The sequence below is a fragment of the Pseudomonas halotolerans genome (assembly GCF_039581215.1).
GTDB lineage: Bacteria > Pseudomonadota > Gammaproteobacteria > Pseudomonadales > Pseudomonadaceae > Aquipseudomonas > Aquipseudomonas tehranensis.
Genome location: NZ_JBCNTJ010000002.1, coordinates 187,679 through 207,943, shown reverse-complemented (window position 1 = coordinate 207,943; position 20,265 = coordinate 187,679). Strand labels below are relative to the sequence as shown.

Below are 20,265 nucleotides of genomic sequence, written 5' to 3'. Positions count from 1 at the left end.
TTGCGCGTCCGGGCCTGATAGAATCGCGTCCTTTTTCAAGACACTCATCGAACTGCTATGCGTGATCCAGCCCCTTCTGACACCACCCACAAGCGCGTCATTGTCGGCATGTCCGGCGGCGTGGACTCTTCCGTTTCCGCCCTTCTGCTGATCGAGCAGGGTTATGAGGTGGAAGGCCTGTTCATGAAGAACTGGGAAGAAGACGACGGAACCGAATACTGCACCGCCATGGACGACCTGGCGGATGCCCAAGCCGTGTGCGACAAGATCGGCATCAAGCTGCACACCGCCAACTTCGCCGCCGAGTACTGGGACAACGTGTTCGAGCACTTCCTGGCCGAATACAAGGCCGGTCGCACGCCGAACCCGGACATCCTCTGCAACCGCGAAATCAAGTTCAAGGCGTTCCTCGACTACGCGATGATGCTCGGCGCTGACCTGATCGCTACCGGTCACTATGTGCGCCGCCGCGACGTCGACGGCCGCACCGAGCTGCTCAAGGGCCTGGACCCGAACAAGGACCAGAGCTACTTCCTGCACGCCGTCGGCGGCGAGCAGATCGCCAAGACCCTGTTCCCGGTGGGCGAGCTGGAAAAGCCGCAAGTGCGCGCGATCGCCGAAAAACACGCCCTGGCCACCGCCAAGAAGAAAGATTCCACCGGCATCTGCTTTATCGGTGAAAGGCGTTTCAGCGATTTCCTCAAGCAGTACCTGCCGGCCCAGCCAGGCGAAATCAAGACCACCGAAGGCGAAGTCATCGGCCGCCACCACGGCCTGATGTACCACACCATCGGCCAGCGCCAGGGCCTGGGCATCGGCGGGCTCAAGGACGCCGGTGAAGAGCCGTGGTACGTGCTGGTCAAGGACCTGGAGCACAACGAGCTGATCGTCGGCCAGGGCAACGACCACCCATGGTTGTTCTCCCGCGCCCTGCTCGCCTCCGACATCTATTGGGTCAACCCGATCGACCTCAGCCAGCCGCGCCGCCTGACGGCCAAGGTTCGCTACCGCCAGAGTGATCAACCCTGCATGCTGGAAAAAACCGCCACGGGCTATCGCGCCACATTCGATGACCCGCAACGCGCCGTCACACCCGGCCAGTCCGTGGTGTTCTACGACGGGGAAATCTGTCTGGGCGGCGGCGTGATCGAAGTTGCAGAGCCCTGGAGCGGCAAGGCATGAGCCCGACCCAGGAGCAACTGACGGCATTGGGCGGCGTATTTCTCGCCGCCGTGCTGGTGGACCGGATCGCCAAGACCGGCCAGGCCACCGAAGCGGGCCTGAGCTGCATGCTCGGCAGCCTGCTGATTCGTGATCCCAAGGACACGCTTGAAGTCTATGGCGGCGACGACCTGAACCTGCGCGAGGGTTATCGCGCACTGATCGGAGCCCTGGAGCGCGACCCCAGTACCTTGCAACGCGAGCCGCTGCGCTACGCCCTATCGATGCTGGGCCTCGAACGTCAATTGGCCAAGCGCGACGACCTGCTGGACACCATCGGCAATCGCCTGCCGCAGATTCAGTCCCAGGTTGAACACTTCGGTCCCGCCCACGAAAACGTCATCGCCGCTTGCGGTGCGCTGTACCAGGACACCCTGAGCACCTTGCGCCAGCGCATCCAGGTACACGGCGACATGCGCAACCTGCAACAACCGAGCAATGCCTCGAAGATCCGCGCCCTGTTGCTGGCCGGAATTCGCTCGGCGCGGCTGTGGCGGCAGTTGGGTGGTCATCGCTGGCAACTGGTGATCAGCCGACGCAAATTGCTGAAAGAGCTTTACCCGTTGATGCGCAACGAATAAGTCGCCTCAGCCCGTTTTTTTTGTGGCGAGGGAGCTTGCTGCCTCGCCACAGGTATTAAACGCTTTATATCGTTACGCGTAATACGCCGGTCAGTTGGCGACGGACCGACGAATGTTTTCATGTATGATACGCGCCCCATTTCGTTGCCCGACTGTCCGAGAACACCCCATGCAGCTTTCTTCGCTCACTGCGGTTTCCCCTGTTGACGGCCGCTACGCCGGCAAAACCCAGGCCCTGCGCCCGATTTTCAGCGAGTACGGCCTGATCCGTGCCCGCGTCCTGGTTGAAGTGCGCTGGCTCCAGCGCCTTGCCGCTCACCCTGCCATCGGCGAAGTCCCGGCGTTTTCTGCCGAAGCCAACGCGGTGCTCAACGCCCTGGCTGAAAATTTTGTGCTGGAGCACGCCGAGCGCGTCAAAGAGATCGAGCGCACCACCAACCACGACGTCAAAGCCATCGAATACCTGCTCAAGGAGCAGGCGGCCAAGCTGCCGGAGCTGGCCAACGTCAGCGAATTCATCCACTTTGCCTGCACCAGCGAGGACATCAACAACCTGTCCCACGCCCTGATGCTGCGCGAAGGCCGTGATGACGTGATGCTGCCGCTGATGCGCCAGATCGCCCAGGCCATCCGCGAGCTGGCAATTCGCTTCGCCGACGTACCGATGCTGTCGCGCACCCACGGTCAGCCGGCCTCGCCGACCACCCTGGGCAAAGAGCTGGCCAACGTGGTGTACCGTCTGGAGCGCCAGATCGCCCAGGTCGCCGCCGTGCCACTGCTGGGCAAGATCAACGGCGCCGTGGGCAACTACAACGCACACCTGTCGGCCTACCCGGACATCGACTGGGAAGCCAACGCCCGCGCCTTCATCGAAGACGAGCTGGGCCTGAGCTTCAACCCGTACACCACCCAGATCGAGCCGCACGACTATATCGCCGAGCTGTTCGATGCGATCGCGCGCTTCAACACCATCCTGATCGACTTCGACCGTGACATCTGGGGCTACATCTCCCTGGGTTATTTCAAGCAGCGCACCATCGCCGGCGAAATCGGTTCATCGACCATGCCGCACAAGGTCAACCCGATCGACTTCGAAAACTCCGAAGGCAACCTGGGCATCGCCAACGCGCTGTTCCAGCACCTGGCGAGCAAGCTGCCGATTTCCCGCTGGCAGCGCGACCTGACCGACTCCACCGTACTGCGCAATCTGGGCGTCGGTTTTGCCCACAGCGTCATTGCCTATGAAGCCAGCCTCAAGGGCATCAGCAAGCTGGAACTGAACGAGCAGAAGATCGCTGCCGACCTGGACGCCTGCTGGGAAGTCTTGGCCGAGCCGATCCAGACCGTGATGCGTCGCTACAATATCGAAAACCCGTATGAAAAGCTCAAAGAACTGACCCGTGGCAAGGGCATCAGTCCTGAAGCGTTGCAGACTTTCATTGATGGCCTGGACATGCCTGCCGAGGCCCGCGCCGAGCTGAAGAAGCTCACGCCGGCCAACTACATCGGCAACGCAGCGGCACAAGCCAAGCGCATCTGATCCACCGTTTTGCCCTGAGACGCCCGGCCGCGCCGGGCGTTTTTATTCGCGTCTGAAAAGTATATTTTTTCAATAGGTTACACATGAATCCTGATATTCCTCTGCAACTCTTGGGCGGCATCACGGCACGGGAGTTCCTGCGCGACTACTGGCAGAAAAAACCGCTGCTGATCCGCCAGGCGATTCCAGACTTCCAAAGCCCGATCGATGCCGACGAACTGGCCGGCTTGGCCCTGGAAGAAGAAGTCGAATCGCGCCTGGTCATCGAGCACGGCGAACGCCCCTGGGAGTTGCGTCGCGGCCCGTTTGCCGAAGACGAATTCAGCAAACTGCCGGAGCGCGAGTGGACCCTGCTGGTGCAGGCGGTCGATCAATTCGTCCCCGAAGTCAGCGAGCTGCTGGAGAACTTCCGCTTCCTGCCGAGCTGGCGCATCGACGATGTGATGATCAGCTTCGCCGCTCCCGGTGGCAGCGTCGGCCCGCATTTCGACAACTACGATGTGTTCCTGCTGCAGGGCCATGGCCAGCGCAACTGGAAAATCGGCCAAATGTGCGACTCCGAGAGCCCGCTGCTGCAACACGCCGACCTGCGCATCCTCGCCGACTTCGAGGCCACCGACGAGTGGACCCTGGAACCGGGCGACATGCTTTACCTGCCGCCGCGCCTGGCCCACTGCGGCGTGGCCGTGGATGACTGCATGACCTACTCGGTAGGCTTCCGGGCGCCGAGCGCCGCCGAAGTGCTGACCCACTTCACCGACTTCCTCAGCCAGTTCCTGCCGGACGAAGAGCGCTACACCGACGCCGATGCGCGCCCGGTGGCCGACCCGCACCAGATCCAGCACGACGCCCTCGATCGCCTCAAGGGCCTGCTGGCCGAACACATGAGCGACGAGCGCCTGCTGCTGACCTGGTTCGGCCAGTTCATGACCGAGCCGCGCTACCCGGAACTGGTGGTAGGCCCGGAACTGGAAGAAGACGACCTGCTGGCTGGCCTGGAACAGGGCGCCGTGATCATCCGCAACCCAAGCGCCCGCCTGGCCTGGTCGGAAGTCGATGACGACCTGTTGTTGTTTGCCAGCGGCCAGAGCCGTTATCTGCCGGGCAAGCTGCGCGACCTGCTGAAAATGATCTGCGCCGCCGACGCACTGCACAGCGAAAACCTCGGCCCGTGGCTGGCCGATGAAGACGGTCGCGGCCTGATCTGCGAACTGGTCAAGCAAGGCAGCTTGGGGTTCGCTGATGAATAAAATTCACGTTCGTGTCGCAGACTGGCAAAAGGATAACGCCGAGATCCGGCGCATTCGTGAGACGGTGTTCATTGCCGAACAATCCGTCCCGCCCGAGTTGGAGTGGGACGCCGACGACCAGGGTGCGGTGCATTTTCTGGCGTACGAAGGCGACTTCCCCATCGGCACCGCCCGCCTGTTGGCCGACGGCCATATTGGCCGTGTCTCGGTGCTCAAGGACTGGCGCGGCCTGAAGGTGGGTGATGCGTTGATGCACGCACTGATCGCCGAGGCCGAGAACCGCGGACTCAAACAGCAGATGCTCAGCGCCCAGGTGCATGCCACGCCGTTCTATGAGCGGCTGGGCTTCGCCGTGGTCAGCGAGGAGTTCCTGGAAGCCGGGATTCCTCATGTGGACATGGTGCGGCACTCGGCCTGACACCGTGGCGCGGGAGTTCGATCCCGCCAGGTGTAGGAGCTGGCGAAGCCTGCGATCTTTTTATTTTGCTCTTTTGCTTCAAACTCAATTGGCAACGGAAAGATCGCAGCCTCGTTGCACTCGTCAGCTCCTGCAGGGTGGACCGCAGCGGGGATAAATCCCCTCGCCACAAGAGCATCATGCAACGCCTCAAAACGCCCCGCCATCCACCGATGCCGGGGCGTTTTGCTGTCTATCATTCAACTTGCCCCACCCCAGGCCGACAAACTGGCAATATCAAGCCTTTGTCTCGCGGAGAAATGGACATGCCCCTACGCACCCTGCTCGCCACCCTGCTGCTCGGCTGCAGCCTGTCGGTGATGGCCGCTACTGAAATCGTCCCGCTGAATTACCGGACCAGCGCCGACCTGTTGCCGGTGGCGCAGAATTTCATCGGCAAGGACGGCCAGGTCAGCGCCTATGGCAACCAACTGATCGTCAACGCCGAGCCTGGGAAAATCGAGGAGCTCAAGGCATTTCTCGCCCAACTGGACACCGCCCCCAAGCGTCTGCTGATCACGGTCGACACCAACGAAAACAACCTGCAGGGCGACCAGGGCTATTCGATCAACGGCGCCGCGCCCAGCCAGACCCGCATCATCAACCGCAGCACCGCCAGCCGCGAAGGCGGTGTGCAGCAGGTCCAGGCCAGTGAAGGCCAGCCGGCGCTGATTCAGGTCGGTCAGAGTGTGCCGTTTACCAGCAGCCAAACCGACAACTATGGCCGCCTGCAAAGCCAGACCGAATACCGCAACGTCACCCAGGGTTTTTATGTCACCGCCAGCGTCACCGGCGAGACCGTTCATCTGAACATCAGTACCAACCGTGACCGCATGAGCCAGGAGCGTCCCGATGTAGTGAACGTTCAAAGTACCGACACAACGGTCAGCGGCCGCCTGGGTGAATGGATCACCCTGGCCGGTGTCAATCGCCAGACTCAGGCCGATAAACAGGGGCTGAGCCGCAGTTACTCGACCCAAGGCCGGGACGACATGATTCTGCGGGTCAAGGTGGACACCCTGAACTGAAGCACCAAAAACTGACTGATGAGTCGTATTAGACCAAAGATGTAGTGCCACAAAAAAAGCACTACAAAACGTTTGACGAGCCAAAAAACCGAAGGCATGATGGCCTCGCTCCCGCTAATCAGGGGCCCTGGCAAGGGCCTTCGGGTCGACGCTTGCAACTACCCTGCGAGCCGATTCGTGTCTGTACCGCCCACAAGGTGTGTTTGACGAGGTTGCGACTGGAACGAAGTTGTCCCGAGGGACGGAAGCGTAACTAGGTAACCCGGCATCACTCTGAGTTCGTATAAAGGCCCACGACGCCCGAATGCGCCCGCAGTTCGCCTCTACCTGCTCACTTTCCCCTCGAGCCCATCGTTCATCCCGTCGCCTCCCCGCTTGAACCGACTTGACCGTCCAACCCCTGGTCGGCAGGAGCAGGAATTTTCCACCCCAGACCTATGCGACGAGGTTTATCTCCATGGCACTGACACGCGAACAGCAAATTGCAGCCCTTGAAAAAGATTGGGCTGAAAACCCGCGCTGGAAAGGCGTGAAGCGCAATTACTCCGCTGCTGACGTCGTCCGTCTGCGTGGCTCGGTTCAACCTGAGCACACTTTTGCGAAAATGGGCGCCGAGAAACTGTGGAACCTGGTCACCCAGGGCGCCAAGCCAGCCTTCCGTCCCGAGAAAGATTTCGTCAACTGCATGGGCGCCTTGACCGGCGGCCAGGCTGTACAGCAAGTCAAGGCCGGTATCCAGGCGATCTACCTGTCGGGCTGGCAAGTGGCTGCGGACAACAACTCCGCCGAGTCGATGTACCCGGACCAGTCGCTGTACCCAGTGGATTCGGTTCCCACCGTGGTCAAGCGCATCAACAACTCGTTCCGTCGTGCCGACCAGATCCAGTGGAAAGCCGGCAAGAACCCGGGCGACGAAGGATACATCGACTACTTCGCGCCAATCGTGGCCGACGCTGAAGCCGGTTTCGGCGGCGTACTGAACGCCTACGAGCTGATGAAGAGCATGATCGAAGCAGGCGCCGCCGGCGTTCACTTCGAAGACCAACTGGCTTCGGTGAAGAAATGCGGCCACATGGGCGGCAAAGTATTGGTGCCGACCCAGGAAGCCGTGCAGAAACTGACTGCTGCCCGCCTGGCCGCCGACGTCGCCGGCGTACCGACCATCATCCTGGCCCGTACCGACGCCAACGCCGCTGACCTGCTGACTTCCGACTGCGACCCGTACGACCAGCCGTTCGTGACCGGTACCCGCACCCAGGAAGGTTTCTACAAGGTTCGCGCCGGTCTTGACCAGGCGATCGCCCGTGGCCTGGCCTACGCGCCGTACGCCGACCTGATCTGGTGCGAAACCGCCAAGCCGGACCTGGACGAGGCGCGTCGCTTCGCCGAAGCGATCAAGAAGGAATACCCGGACCAACTGCTGTCGTACAACTGCTCGCCTTCCTTCAACTGGAAGAAAAACCTGGACGACGCGACCATCGCCAAGTTCCAGCGCGAACTGTCCGCCATGGGCTACAAGCACCAGTTCATCACCCTGGCCGGCATTCACAACATGTGGCACAGCATGTTCAACCTGGCGCACGACTACGCCCGCAACGACATGACCGCCTACGTGAAGCTGCAAGAGCAGGAGTTCGCTGACGCCGCCAAGGGCTACACCTTCGTGGCTCACCAGCAGGAAGTGGGCACCGGCTACTTCGACGACATGACCACCGTGATCCAGGGCGGCACCTCCTCGGTCACCGCGCTGACCGGCTCCACCGAAGAAGAGCAGTTCCACTGATCCTCGGCTTGCCTTGAGTCAACGGCCCTTGCGGACCGAATAAAAGCTAACCGCAAAGCCGACGTTCTACAGCCCCGACTGGTTCGGGGCTTTTTTTTGCCTGCGTTTTTCTTGCGTTTTTTACACTTTGAAGTGGCTGACCAACTGCTGCAACTGGTTACCCAGCCGCGCCAGTTCGATGCTTGAGGCCGCGGTTTCTTCGCTGGCTGAGGCGGTCTGTTCGGATACATCGCGCACGCTCAGAACACTGCGGCTGATTTCCTCGGCCACGGAGCTTTGTTGCACCGCAGCAGCAGCAATCTGCTGGTTCATGGCCTGGATACCAGAAACGGCCTGAGTGATGTTGCCCAGGGAGATGCCGGCCTTGCCGGCCAATTCCACGCTGCTGTCGGTCAGTTCGCGGCTGTTTCGCATGATACTCGACACCTGGCGCGTGCCGTCCTGCAAGCCCGCCACCAGGCTCTCAATCTCTTCGGTGGAATGCTGGGTACGCTGGGCCAGCCCACGCACTTCGTCGGCGACCACGGCAAAACCGCGCCCGGCGTCACCCGCGCGAGCGGCCTCAATGGCGGCGTTGAGGGCCAGCAAGTTGGTCTGCTCAGCCACCGCCCTGATCACGTCCATGATCTTGCCAATACGCGCGCTTTCCTGTTCCAACTCATCCATGGCGTCGACTGAGCGCCCGACTTCGCTGGCCAAGCGCTCGATCTGAACGATGGCTTGCGCAACAACCTGGTCGCCAATACGGGCCTGTGCATCGGCCTCTGATGCGGCTGCGCATGCTTGTTCGGCATTACGCGCGACCTCATGCACGGTAACCGACATTTCGTGCATGGCGGTCGCCACCTGATCGGTCTCGGTCTTCTGGCTATTGACCCCGGCACTGGTCTGCTCGGTGACGGCCGATAATTCTTCGGCGGCGCTGGCGATTTGGGTGACGCCATCGCGGATGCCACCGATCAGGTCACGCAACGTGGTGCCCATGCGCTGAATACCTTGCTGCAAGACACCCAGCTCATCACGACGAGTCACTATCATGTGTTGCGTGAGGTCGCCTGCCGCAATGCGATCGACCACAGCCAATGTCTCTTGCAACGGCCGTGTAATCTGGCGGGTGATGATCAGGGCGGCAAAAATTCCCAACAGCATCGCCAAGGCAGTACAGCTCAACTGCAAGATACGGGACTGGGCGCTGTCTTCGTCACGGGAGACCAGTTGGCTGGCATACATTTCGTCAGACAGCCGGGTGATGGTTTCACCCAAATCAAGGGTGGCCTGCACAGCCTTGCCCATGGCCTGATTACTGGTCGTGAAGTTCTGCACCGAACGACGATAAGCAATCAGTGCGGTTTCCAACTGCTTGATGGTGTCGGCATAGGTCGGGCCGAACGCGCTGTTGAGCGCTTCGATGGTCTTGAACGCATTTTCGAGCTGGCGGGTGGCGGCTTGTTCGGTGGTGCTGTTGGGGTTGCCGGTATAACCACGCACTTCATAACGCACCAGCGCCACATCCTCTTTAGCCTTGAGGATGAGCTTATAAAGGTCAAAACGGCGCTCATCCGAGGCAGGCATTGCTTCTACCTCACTGATGACCTTGGCAATCAGCGCGGCGCCTTTGACTGCATTGACGCCCATCTCCTTGCGCATGGCGGCGTCATTGCGATAAGCCTCGCGCATCGTATTCAGTGCCACTTGATACTGGGTGCTGGCCTGCTCGATCAGCGCCAGTTTTTCCAGGTTTTCAGGTTTTCTCAACTCGCTTGCAAGGCTTTTTTGCTGGGCAACAAACTGTTCGAGCGACGTCTGGATCAATTCACCCTTTTGCTCATCGCCTTTGTCCAACTGATATTGCAAGCGAGCCCTACGCAAGTGATCAAGACGGTTGCCGAGTTCAGTAATGCTGGTCATTCGATCCGTGCGCTCGATCATTTTGCCCAAACTGACCCAGCCGGTGGCGGCGAGGATGGCGGTCAGAAACAGCACAACGGCAAAGCCCAGAGCCAGCTTGAGCATAACGCTCATGTTCGCGATCCAAGAGTTCATGACATTCCTTTTGGTAATCAGCCGCGAACGATGAAAACTGACGCAGCCATCTAAGAAGGGACGGTTTTCTAACCAGCATTGGTATAGATGATTAGATGAATGAACCGTAAAGATAGCCATTTGATATCAAGCCTTCAAGGCTTTAGGCCCCTGCTCGGGCCGATTTTTGCTGGCAAACGGTTTTGCTTGGCGCACCACTTCGATGCAGCGCTAGAAAAATTGATCGAAGGCAGTAGTGGGTAGTCTGAAAAGGAGTAAAACGTCCGACGCTGACAATTGCAGTAGCGACGATGTAAGACAGCCTCTCGGACACCCTACTAAGTGCCCTGTAGAAAAGACTGGCTCAGATAATAATAATTATCATTTGGAAGTCATTATCATTGTTACATTCCGCACCAAATATAATTGGTGAATAACCGCCCAATCCCCGGCCCGCTGGGGCTGCAGGGTCCTGGAGGTGCGCTATGTCCTTATTCCAATAAATAATTTCGCTACAGGAATTTTACTTGCCCGGTGTTTAGCCATAAAATCACCGCGATTGATTGCTGCGACATATCGTCACTGCGTTATTTCTTTTCAAGCTCAGAGACCTTTGCTCTCTGTTAAGGATTTCCAGCATGCCCGAAGCGACAGGACTCATGGCCCACAACTGGGGCTTTGCCATTTTCCTTCTGGGCGTTGTCGGCCTGTGTGCCTTCATGCTCGGCGTGTCGAGCCTGCTCGGGTCAAAAGCCTGGGGCCGCAGCAAAAATGAACCGTTCGAGTCCGGCATGCTGCCTACCGGTGGCGCCCGCTTGCGGCTCTCAGCCAAATTCTATCTGGTCGCGATGCTCTTCGTGATCTTCGATATCGAAGCCCTCTTTCTCTTTGCATGGTCTGTGTCCGTCCGCGAAAGCGGCTGGACCGGATTCGTCGAAGCGCTCGTTTTCATAGCAATTCTGTTGGCAGGTCTTGTCTACCTTTACCGAGTGGGGGCACTTGATTGGGCTCCGGAAGCTCGGCGCAAGCGGCAAGCGAAGCTGAAACAATGAGGCTTTGGCAATGCAATACAATCTCACCAGGATCGACCCCGATGCTCCTAACGAGCAGTATCCGATTGGCGAGCGGGAAACCGTCGCTGATCCGTTAGAGGATCAAGTTCACAAAAACATCTTCATGGGCAAGCTCGAAGACGTGCTCAACAGCACGGTCAACTGGGGTCGCAAGAACTCCCTGTGGCCGTACAACTTCGGCCTTTCGTGCTGCTACGTGGAAATGACCACCGCCTTCACGGCGCCCCACGACATCGCGCGCTTTGGCGCCGAGGTGATCCGGGCATCGCCGCGCCAGGCGGATTTCATGGTTATTGCCGGGACCTGCTTCATCAAGATGGCGCCGATCATCCAGCGTCTCTACGAGCAAATGCTCGAACCGAAGTGGGTTATCTCCATGGGTTCGTGCGCCAACTCCGGTGGCATGTACGACATCTACTCCGTCGTTCAAGGGGTGGACAAGTTCCTGCCCGTGGACGTCTACGTGCCTGGCTGCCCGCCTCGCCCTGAAGCGTTCCTGCAAGGCTTGATGCTGTTGCAGGAGTCGATTGGCCAGGAGCGTCGCCCACTGTCCTGGGTCGTTGGCGATCAAGGCGTCTATCGCGCCGAGATGCCATCGCAAAAGGAACAGCGCCGCGAACAGCGTATCGCAGTCACCAACCTGCGCAGCCCCGACGAAGTCTGATCCAGCTCTGCTCTGCATAAGAAACGAGAACCTGGCTTCATTCTTTACGTTGACCGAAAGCGATAAATAACCATGACTACAGGCAGTGCTCTGTACATCCCGCCTTACAAGGCAGACGACCAGGATGTGGTCGTCGAACTGAACAACCGTTTTGGCCCCGAGGCGTTCACCGCCCAGCCGACCCGCACCGGCATGCCGGTGCTTTGGGTTGCCCGCGCCAAACTCGTCGAAGTCCTGACCTTCCTGCGCAACCTGCCCAAGCCGTACGTCATGCTCTATGACCTGCATGGCGTGGACGAGCGTCTGCGCACCAAGCGTCAAGGGCTGCCCGACGGCGTCGATTTCACCGTGTTCTATCACCTGATGTCGATCGAGCGTAATAGTGACGTGATGATCAAGGTCGCCTTGTCCGAGAGCGACCTCAGCGTGCCGACCGTGACCGGTATCTGGCCGAACGCCAACTGGTACGAACGTGAAGTGTGGGACATGTTCGGGATCGATTTCCCTGGCCACCCGCACCTGACCCGCATCATGATGCCGCCCACCTGGGAAGGTCACCCGCTGCGCAAGGACTTCCCGGCCCGCGCCACCGAGTTCGACCCGTTCAGCCTGTCCCTGGCCAAGCAACAGCTCGAGGAAGAAGCCGCGCGCTTCAAGCCGGAAGACTGGGGCATGAAACGCTCCGGGACGAACGAAGACTACATGTTCCTCAACCTGGGCCCGAACCACCCTTCGGCCCACGGTGCTTTCCGCATCATCCTGCAGCTGGACGGCGAAGAGATCGTCGACTGCGTCCCGGACATCGGCTACCACCACCGTGGCGCCGAGAAGATGGGCGAGCGCCAGTCCTGGCACAGCTACATTCCCTACACCGACCGCATCGATTACCTCGGCGGGGTGATGAACAACCTGCCGTACGTGCTTTCGGTCGAGAAACTGGCCGGGATCAAGGTGCCGGAAAAGGTCGACGTCATCCGCATCATGATGGCCGAGTTCTTCCGGATCACCAGTCACCTGCTGTTCCTGGGCACCTACATCCAGGACGTGGGCGCCATGACCCCGGTGTTCTTCACCTTCACCGACCGCCAGAAGGCGTACACGGTGATCGAAGCCATCACCGGTTTCCGCCTGCACCCGGCCTGGTACCGCATCGGTGGCGTTGCCCACGACCTGCCGCGGGGCTGGGAAAAGCTGGTCAAGGATTTCGTCGAATGGATGCCCAAGCGCCTGGACGAATACACCAAGGCCGCCTTGCAGAACAGCATCCTCAAGGGCCGTACCATCGGGGTCGCCGCCTACAACACCAAAGAGGCCCTGGAATGGGGTGTCACCGGTGCGGGCCTGCGTTCCACCGGTTGCGATTTCGACCTGCGCAAGGCGCGCCCGTACTCCGGCTACGAAAACTTCGAGTTCGAAGTACCGCTGGCAGTCAATGGTGACGCCTATGACCGTTGCATGGTTCGTGTCGAGGAGATGCGCCAGAGCATCAAGATCATCGACCAGTGCATGCGCAACATGCCGGAAGGCCCGTACAAGGCGGATCACCCGCTGACCACGCCGCCGCCCAAAGAGCGCACGCTGCAACACATCGAGACCCTGATCACGCACTTCCTGCAGGTTTCGTGGGGCCCGGTCATGCCGGCCAACGAGTCCTTCCAGATGATCGAAGCGACCAAGGGCATCAACAGTTATTACCTGACGAGCGACGGCGGCACCATGAGCTACCGCACCCGGATTCGCACCCCAAGCTACCCGCACCTGCAGCAGATCCCCTCAGTGATCAAAGGCAGCATGGTCGCGGACTTGATCGCGTACCTGGGTAGTATCGATTTCGTTATGGCCGACGTGGACCGCTAAGCATGAATAGCACGCTTATCCAGACAGACCGTTTCGCCCTCAGCGAAACCGAGCGCTCGGCCATCGAGCACGAGCTGCATCACTACGAAGACCCGCGCGCGGCGTCGATCGAAGCCCTGAAGATCGTCCAGAAGGAACGTGGCTGGGTGCCTGATGGCGCGCTCTACGCCATCGGCGAGATCCTTGGCATCCCGGCCAGCGACGTCGAAGGTGTCGCGACTTTCTACAGCCAGATCTTCCGCCAGCCGGTGGGCCGCCACATCATTCGCGTCTGCGACAGCATGGTCTGCTACATCGGCGGCCACGAGTCCGTGGTCGGCGAAATCCAGAACAAGCTGGGCATCGGCCTGGGCCAGACCACCGCCGACGGTCGCTTCACGCTGCTGCCGGTGTGCTGCCTGGGCAACTGCGACAAGGCACCGGCGCTGATGATCGACGACGACACCTTCGGTGACGTCCAGCCTGACGGCGTCGCCAAACTGCTGGAGGGCTACGTATGACCCTGACTTCCTTCGGGCCCGCCAACCGCATCCAGCGTTCGGCCGAAACCCACCCCCTGACCTGGCGTCTGCGTGACGACGGCGAAGCGGTATGGCTGGACGAATACCAGGCCAAGAATGGCTACGCCGCCGCGCGCAAGGCATTCAGCGAAATGGCCCAGGACGACATCGTCCAGACCGTCAAAGACTCCGGCCTCAAGGGTCGTGGTGGCGCGGGCTTCCCCACGGGCGTGAAGTGGGGCCTGATGCCCAAGGACGAATCCATCAACATCCGCTACCTGCTGTGCAACGCGGATGAAATGGAACCCAACACCTGGAAAGACCGCATGCTGATGGAGCAACTGCCCCATCTGCTGATCGAAGGCATGCTGATCAGTGCCCGTGCGCTGAAAACCTACCGTGGCTACATCTTCCTGCGCGGCGAATACACCACCGCCGCCAAGCACCTGAACCGTGCCGTGGAAGAAGCCAAGGCCGCAGGCCTGTTGGGCAAGAACATCCTGGGCTCGGGCTTTGATTTCGAGCTGTTCGTCCACACCGGTGCCGGGCGCTACATCTGCGGTGAAGAAACCGCGCTGATCAACTCCCTGGAAGGCCGCCGCGCCAACCCGCGCTCCAAGCCGCCCTTCCCTGCCGCCGTCGGCGTATGGGGTAAGCCGACCTGCGTGAACAACGTCGAGACCCTGTGCAACGTGCCGGCGATCATTGCCGACGGCGTGGACTGGTACAAATCCCTGGCCCGCGACGGCAGCGAAGACATGGGTACCAAACTCATGGGCTTCTCCGGCAAGGTCAAGAACCCGGGTCTGTGGGAACTGCCATTCGGCGTCACCGGCCGCGAGTTGTTCGAAGACTACGCCGGCGGCATGCGCGACGGTTACAAGCTCAAGTGCTGGCAGCCCGGCGGCGCCGGCACCGGCTTCCTGTTGCCCGAACACCTGGACGCACAAATGTACGCCGGCGGCATCGCCAAGGTGGGTACCCGTATGGGCACCGGCCTGGCCATGGCGGTGGACGACAGCGTCAACATGGTGTCCCTGCTGCGCAACATGGAAGAGTTTTTCTCCCGTGAGTCGTGCGGTTTCTGCACCCCTTGCCGCGATGGCCTGCCCTGGAGCGTCAAGCTGCTGCGGGCCATTGAAAACGGCGAAGGCCAGGCCGGCGACATCGAGACCTTGCTGGGTCTGGTGGGTTTCCTCGGCCCGGGCAAGACCTTCTGTGCTCATGCACCGGGTGCCGTGGAGCCGTTGGGCAGCGCGATCAAATATTTCCGCTCTGAATTCGAGGCCGGCATCGCGCCAACGCGCGCCGGTGATCTCAATCAGGTGGTCACGCCGACCATGGTCGGCGCGTAACGACGCTTAAAAAGGCGAAGGGTCCGTGCCCTTCGCCTTTCGTTCGATGACGCCTTTTCACCAAGGCTGTTTGGATTCGGACGAATAACAAGATTCCATTAGCCACGCCCGCTGACACCGGGCCAACGAAGAACTTTGAACCATGGCCACTATCCACGTAGACGGCAAAGAGCTCGAAGTCGACGGCGCAGACAACCTGTTACAGGCATGTCTGTCCCTGGGCCTCGACATCCCTTATTTCTGCTGGCACCCCGCCCTTGGCAGCGTAGGCGCCTGTCGCCAATGCGCGGTCAAGCAGTACACCGACGAAAACGACAAGCGTGGTCGGATCGTCATGTCCTGCATGACCCCCGCCACCGACGGCAGTTGGATCTCCATCGACGACGAAGAAGCGAAAGTGTTTCGCGCCAGCGTCGTCGAATGGCTGATGACCAACCACCCCCACGACTGCCCGGTCTGTGAGGAAGGCGGTCACTGCCACCTGCAAGACATGACGGTGATGACCGGCCACAACGAGCGCCGTTATCGCTTCACCAAGCGCACCCACCAGAACCAGCAACTGGGCCCATTCATCTCCCACGAGATGAACCGCTGCATCGCCTGCTACCGCTGCGTGCGCTTCTACAAGGACTACGCCGGCGGCACCGACCTGGGCGTGTTCGGCGCCCACGACAACGTGTACTTCGGTCGCGTTGAAGACGGCACCCTGGAAAGCGAGTTCTCCGGCAACCTCACCGAGGTCTGCCCGACCGGTGTGTTCACCGACAAGACTCACTCCGAGCGCTACAACCGCAAGTGGGACATGCAGTTCTCGCCGAGCATCTGCCATGGTTGCTCCAGCGGTTGCAACATCTCCCCGGGCGAGCGCTACGGCGAACTGCGTCGTATCGAAAACCGCTTCAACGGTTCGGTCAACCAGTACTTCCTGTGCGACCGTGGCCGCTTCGGCTACGGCTACGTCAACCGCACCGACCGCCCGCGTCAGCCACTGCTGGCGGGCGGCGCCAAGCTGAGCCTCGACGAAGCACTGGATAAAGCCGCCGACCTGCTGCGCGGTCGCAACATCGTCGGCATCGGTTCGCCACGGGCCAGCCTGGAAAGCAACTACGCGCTGCGTGAACTGGTCGGCGCCGAGCACTTCTACAGCGGCATCGAAGCAGGCGAGCTGGAACGCATCCGCCTGGTGCTGCAAGTGCTCAAGGACAGCCCGCTGCCCGTGCCGACGATGCGTGACATCGAAGACCACGACGCCGTGTTCGTCCTTGGCGAAGACCTGACCCAGACGGCCGCGCGCATGGCCCTGGCCCTGCGCCAGTCGGTCAAGGGCAAGGCCGAAGACATGGCCGACGCCATGCGCGTGCAGCCATGGCTCGACGCGGCCGTGAAGAACATCGGTCAGCACGCGCTGAACCCGCTGTTCATTGCCAGCCTGGCTGAAACCAAGCTCGACGACGTCGCCGAAGAATGCGTCCACGCAGCGCCCGACGACCTGGCGCGCATCGGTTTTGCCGTGGCCCACGCCCTGGACGCCAGTGCCCCGGCCGTCGAAGGTCTGGACAGCGAAGCGGCCGCCCTGACCCAACGCATCGCCGACGCCCTGCTGGCGGCCAAGCGCCCACTGATCATCGCCGGCACGTCGTTGGGTTCCAAGGCGCTGATCGAGGCCGCCGCCAACATCGCCAAGGCCCTGAAGCTGCGCGAGAAGGACGGTTCCATCAGCCTGATCGTGCCGGAAGCCAACAGCCTCGGCCTGGCCATGCTCGGCGGCGAATCGCTGGACGCAGCGCTGCAAGCGGTGATCGACGGCAGCGCCGACGCCATCGTGGTGCTGGAAAACGACCTGTACACCCGCACTGACAAAGCCCGGGTCGACGCCGCCCTGAGTGCCGCGAAAGTGCTGATCGTCGCTGACCATCAGAAAACCGCCACCACCGACCGCGCCCATCTGGTGCTGCCGGCGGCGAGCTTTGCCGAAGGTGACGGTACGCTGGTCAGCCAGGAAGGTCGCGCCCAGCGCTTCTTCCAGGTGTTCGACCCAACTTACCTGGACGCCAGCATCCTGGTCCATGAAGGTTGGCGCTGGCTGCATGCCCTGCGCGCCACCCTGCTGAACCAGCCGATCGACTGGACGCAACTGGACCATGTCACCGCCGCCGTCGCTTCGAGCAGCCCGCAACTGGCTCGCATCGTCGATGCCGCGCCATCGGCCGCGTTCCGCATCAAGGGCCTGAAGCTGGCCCGCGAACCGCTGCGCTACTCCGGTCGCACCGCGATGCGCGCCGACATCAGCGTCCACGAACCACGGACCTCCCAGGACAACGACACTGCGTTCTCGTTCTCCATGGAAGGTTACTCGGGCTCCGCCGAACCGCGCTCGCAAGTGCCGTTCGCCTGGTCGCCGGGCTGGAACTCGCCGCAAGCCTGGAACAAGTTCCAGGACGAAGTCGGCGGTCACCTGCGTGCCGGTGACCCGGGCACTCGCCTGATCGAAAGCCAGGGCGATGGCCTGAGCTGGTTCGCCAGCGTGCCGCGCGCCTTCAACCCGGCACCGGGCACCTGGCAGGTCGTGCCGTTCCATCACCTGTTCGGCAGTGAAGAGAACTCGTCCAAAGCCGCACCGGTTCAGGAACGCATCCCGGCCGCCTACGTGTCGCTGGCCAAGTCCGAAGCCGATCGCCTGGGCGTCAACGACGGTGCCCTGCTGAGCCTGAGCGTCGCGGGCCAGACCTTGCGTCTACCGCTGCGCATCAATGAAGAACTGGGTGCCGGCCTGGTGGCACTGCCGGCCGGCCTGGCGGGTATTCCACCGGCGATATTCGGCAAAACCGTCGACGGTCTGCAGGAGGCAGCGCAATGAGCTGGTTTACCCCTGAAGTGATCGACGTGATCCTGACGGTTCTCAAGGCCATCGTGATCCTGCTGGCCGTGGTGGTCTGCGGAGCACTGCTGAGTTTCGTCGAACGTCGCCTGCTGGGCTGGTGGCAGGACCGTTACGGTCCGAACCGCGTCGGCCCGTTCGGCATGTTCCAGATCGCCGCTGACATGATCAAGATGTTCTTCAAGGAAGACTGGACACCGCCGTTTGCCGACAAGGTGATCTTCACCCTGGCACCGGTGGTGGCCATGAGCGCCTTGCTGATCGCCTTCGCGATCATCCCGATCACCCCGACCTGGGGCGTGGCGGACCTGAACATCGGCCTGCTGTTCTTCTTCGCCATGGCCGGTCTGTCGGTGTACGCAGTGCTGTTCGCCGGTTGGTCGAGCAACAACAAGTTCGCCCTGTTGGGCGCCCTGCGGGCCTCGGCCCAGACCGTGTCCTACGAAGTGTTCATGGGCCTGGCGCTCATGGGCATCGTCATCCAGGCCGGCTCGTTCAACATGCGCGACATCGTCGAGTACCAGGCCCAGAACCTGTGGTTCATCATTCCGCAGTTCTTCGGCTTCTGTACCTTCTTCGTGGCCGGCGTGGCCGTGACTCACCGTCACCCGTTCGACCAGCCGGAAGCGGAACAGGAACTGGCCGACGGTTACCACATTGAATATGCCGGCATGAAATGGGGCATGTTCTTCGTCGGTGAGTACATCGGCATCATTCTGATCTCGGCGCTGCTGGTGACGTTGTTCTTCGGTGGCTGGCACGGTCCGTTCGGCATCCTGCCGCAACTGTCCTTCGTCTGGTTCGCCCTGAAGACCGCGTTCTTCATCATGCTGTTCGTCCTGCTGCGCGCCTCGATCCCGCGCCCGCGTTACGACCAGGTGATGGACTTCAGCTGGAAATTCTGCCTGCCGCTGACCCTGATCAACATGCTGGTGACCGCTGCGATCGTTTTGATGAACGCGCCCGCGGCCGCGGTTCAGTGAGGATTTGACCCATGTTCAAATATATTGGCGACATCGTTAAGGGTACCGGTACCCAACTGCGAAGCCTGGTCATGATCTTCGGCCATGGCTTTCGCAAGCGCGACACCCTGCAATACCCTGAAGAAGAGGTCTATCTGGCGCCCCGCTATCGTGGCCGCATCGTGCTCACCCGCGACCCCGACGGCGAAGAACGCTGCGTGGCTTGTAACCTGTGCGCTGTGGCGTGCCCGGTGGGTTGCATCTCGCTGCAGAAAGCCGAAACCGAAGACGGTCGCTGGTACCCGGACTTCTTCCGCATCAACTTCTCGCGCTGCATTTTCTGCGGCCTCTGCGAGGAAGCGTGCCCGACCACCGCGATCCAGCTCACGCCGGATTTCGAAATGGCCGAGTTCAAACGTCAGGACCTGGTGTACGAGAAAGAAGATCTGCTGATTTCCGGTCCCGGTAAAAACCCTGATTACAACTTCTATCGTGTTGCAGGTATGGCCATTGCCGGTAAGCCAAAAGGCGCCGCGCAAAATGAAGCCGAACCGATCAACGTGAAGAGCTTGCTGCCTTAAGGAAGAAAGATGGAATTCGCTTTCTATTTCGCATCGGGTATCGCGGTGGTCTCCACGCTTCGAGTGGTCACCAACACCAACCCCGTGCACGCCCTGCTCTACCTGATCATTTCGCTGATCGCCGTGGCCATGACGTTCTTCGCCCTCGGCGCACCGTTCGCCGGTGCGCTGGAAGTGATCGCCTACGCCGGCGCCATCATGGTGCTGTTCGTGTTTGTGGTGATGATGCTGAACCTGGGCCCTGCCGCGGTGCAGCAGGAACGTTCCTGGCTCAAGCCGGGCATCTGGGCCGGGCCGGTGATTCTCGCCGCGCTGCTGCTGGGTGAACTGCTGTATGTGCTGTTCGCTCACCAGAGCGGCCAGGCCATCGGCCACACCACCGTAGACGCCAAGGCCGTGGGCATCAGCCTGTTCGGCCCGTACCTGCTGGTGGTCGAACTCGCCTCGATGCTGCTGCTTGCCGCAGCCGTCACGGCGTTCCATTTGGGCCGTAACGAGGCGAAGGAGTAATCA

17 protein-coding genes and 1 pseudogene are annotated in these 20,265 nt (G+C 60.9%); 16 read left to right on the top strand and 2 right to left on the bottom strand.

The genetic code is table 11. The annotated features are described in order from the left end of the window. The first annotated feature begins 57 nt into the window (after positions 1–57). The 7 genes from mnmA (at position 58) to aceA (ending at position 7,860) form a co-directional block, all read left to right on the top strand. The gene (gene mnmA, locus AAIS01_RS03355) at positions 58–1,182 is read left to right on the top strand and encodes a tRNA 2-thiouridine(34) synthase MnmA (RefSeq protein ID WP_343467795.1); all 1,125 of its coding nucleotides are present in this window, start codon (positions 58–60) and stop codon (positions 1,180–1,182) included. Continuing rightward, complete coding sequence (hflD, locus tag AAIS01_RS03350; RefSeq protein ID WP_047227727.1) at positions 1,179–1,802, top strand: high frequency lysogenization protein HflD; 624 nt, start codon at positions 1,179–1,181, stop codon at positions 1,800–1,802. Before mnmA ends, hflD begins: the two co-directional genes overlap by 4 nt. A gap of 169 nt (positions 1,803–1,971) precedes the next feature. Beyond that, entirely contained in the window at positions 1,972–3,342 is a 1,371-nt protein-coding gene (purB, locus tag AAIS01_RS03345; protein WP_343467794.1) for an adenylosuccinate lyase, read from the top strand. Between the two features lie 83 nt (positions 3,343–3,425). Beyond that, positions 3,426–4,592: a ribosomal protein uL16 3-hydroxylase gene (locus AAIS01_RS03340; protein ID WP_047227729.1), complete on the top strand. Its 1,167-nt coding sequence runs from the start codon at positions 3,426–3,428 to the stop codon at positions 4,590–4,592. Beyond that, positions 4,585–5,010 (top strand): GNAT family N-acetyltransferase, encoded by a 426-nt coding sequence (locus AAIS01_RS03335; protein WP_343467792.1) that lies wholly within the window; start codon positions 4,585–4,587, stop codon positions 5,008–5,010. The genes AAIS01_RS03340 and AAIS01_RS03335 overlap by 8 nt, the downstream gene beginning before the upstream one ends. 305 nt (positions 5,011–5,315) lie before the next feature. Continuing rightward, positions 5,316–6,077, top strand: coding sequence for a secretin N-terminal domain-containing protein (locus AAIS01_RS03330; RefSeq protein WP_343467791.1), 762 nt, complete (start codon positions 5,316–5,318; stop codon positions 6,075–6,077). A 457-nt stretch (positions 6,078–6,534) separates the two neighbouring features. Further along, a complete protein-coding gene (gene aceA, locus AAIS01_RS03325; protein ID WP_014337679.1) occupies positions 6,535–7,860 on the top strand; it encodes an isocitrate lyase in 1,326 nt (441 codons plus the stop codon). 120 nt (positions 7,861–7,980) lie between these two features. On the opposite strand, the gene AAIS01_RS25635 is transcribed toward aceA, so the two are convergent. Both AAIS01_RS25635 and AAIS01_RS25630 read right to left on the bottom strand, forming a co-directional pair. After that, positions 7,981–8,685, bottom strand: coding sequence for a methyl-accepting chemotaxis protein (locus AAIS01_RS25635; RefSeq protein WP_371264121.1), 705 nt, complete (start codon positions 8,683–8,685; stop codon positions 7,981–7,983). 198 nt (positions 8,686–8,883) lie between these two features. Continuing rightward, positions 8,884–9,768 (bottom strand): annotated as a pseudogene (locus AAIS01_RS25630) (methyl-accepting chemotaxis protein); the annotation flags it as partial. Between the two features lie 752 nt (positions 9,769–10,520). On the opposite strand from AAIS01_RS25630, the gene AAIS01_RS03315 reads away from it, so the two are divergent. The 9 genes from AAIS01_RS03315 (at position 10,521) to nuoJ (ending at position 20,262) form a co-directional block, all read left to right on the top strand. After that, positions 10,521–10,934, top strand: coding sequence for an NADH-quinone oxidoreductase subunit A (locus AAIS01_RS03315; protein WP_030141323.1), 414 nt, complete (start codon positions 10,521–10,523; stop codon positions 10,932–10,934). A 10-nt stretch (positions 10,935–10,944) separates the two neighbouring features. Further along, positions 10,945–11,619 carry a NuoB/complex I 20 kDa subunit family protein gene (locus tag AAIS01_RS03310; protein ID WP_003180065.1) on the top strand — a complete coding sequence of 225 codons (675 nt, stop codon included), beginning with the start codon at positions 10,945–10,947 and terminating at the stop codon, positions 11,617–11,619. A 72-nt stretch (positions 11,620–11,691) separates the two neighbouring features. Then, a complete protein-coding gene (gene nuoC, locus AAIS01_RS03305; protein ID WP_343467789.1) occupies positions 11,692–13,476 on the top strand; it encodes an NADH-quinone oxidoreductase subunit C/D in 1,785 nt (594 codons plus the stop codon). A gap of 2 nt (positions 13,477–13,478) precedes the next feature. Then, a complete protein-coding gene (gene nuoE / locus AAIS01_RS03300; RefSeq protein ID WP_003203372.1) occupies positions 13,479–13,976 on the top strand; it encodes an NADH-quinone oxidoreductase subunit NuoE in 498 nt (165 codons plus the stop codon). Next, positions 13,973–15,331, top strand: a complete 1,359-nt coding sequence (gene nuoF, locus AAIS01_RS03295; RefSeq protein ID WP_047227735.1) for an NADH-quinone oxidoreductase subunit NuoF — start codon at positions 13,973–13,975, stop codon at positions 15,329–15,331. Before nuoE ends, nuoF begins: the two co-directional genes overlap by 4 nt. A 142-nt stretch (positions 15,332–15,473) precedes the next feature. Continuing rightward, positions 15,474–18,188 carry an NADH-quinone oxidoreductase subunit NuoG gene (gene nuoG, locus AAIS01_RS03290; RefSeq protein ID WP_343467787.1) on the top strand — a complete coding sequence of 905 codons (2,715 nt, stop codon included), beginning with the start codon at positions 15,474–15,476 and terminating at the stop codon, positions 18,186–18,188. Beyond that, the gene (gene nuoH / locus AAIS01_RS03285; RefSeq protein WP_214912770.1) at positions 18,185–19,192 is read left to right on the top strand and encodes an NADH-quinone oxidoreductase subunit NuoH; all 1,008 of its coding nucleotides are present in this window, start codon (positions 18,185–18,187) and stop codon (positions 19,190–19,192) included. Before nuoG ends, nuoH begins: the two co-directional genes overlap by 4 nt. 11 nt (positions 19,193–19,203) lie before the next feature. Next, positions 19,204–19,752 carry an NADH-quinone oxidoreductase subunit NuoI gene (gene nuoI, locus AAIS01_RS03280; RefSeq protein ID WP_214912771.1) on the top strand — a complete coding sequence of 183 codons (549 nt, stop codon included), beginning with the start codon at positions 19,204–19,206 and terminating at the stop codon, positions 19,750–19,752. Positions 19,753–19,761: 9 nt separating this feature from the next. Then, complete coding sequence (nuoJ, locus tag AAIS01_RS03275; RefSeq protein WP_214912772.1) at positions 19,762–20,262, top strand: NADH-quinone oxidoreductase subunit J; 501 nt, start codon at positions 19,762–19,764, stop codon at positions 20,260–20,262. Positions 20,263–20,265 lie beyond the last annotated feature (3 nt).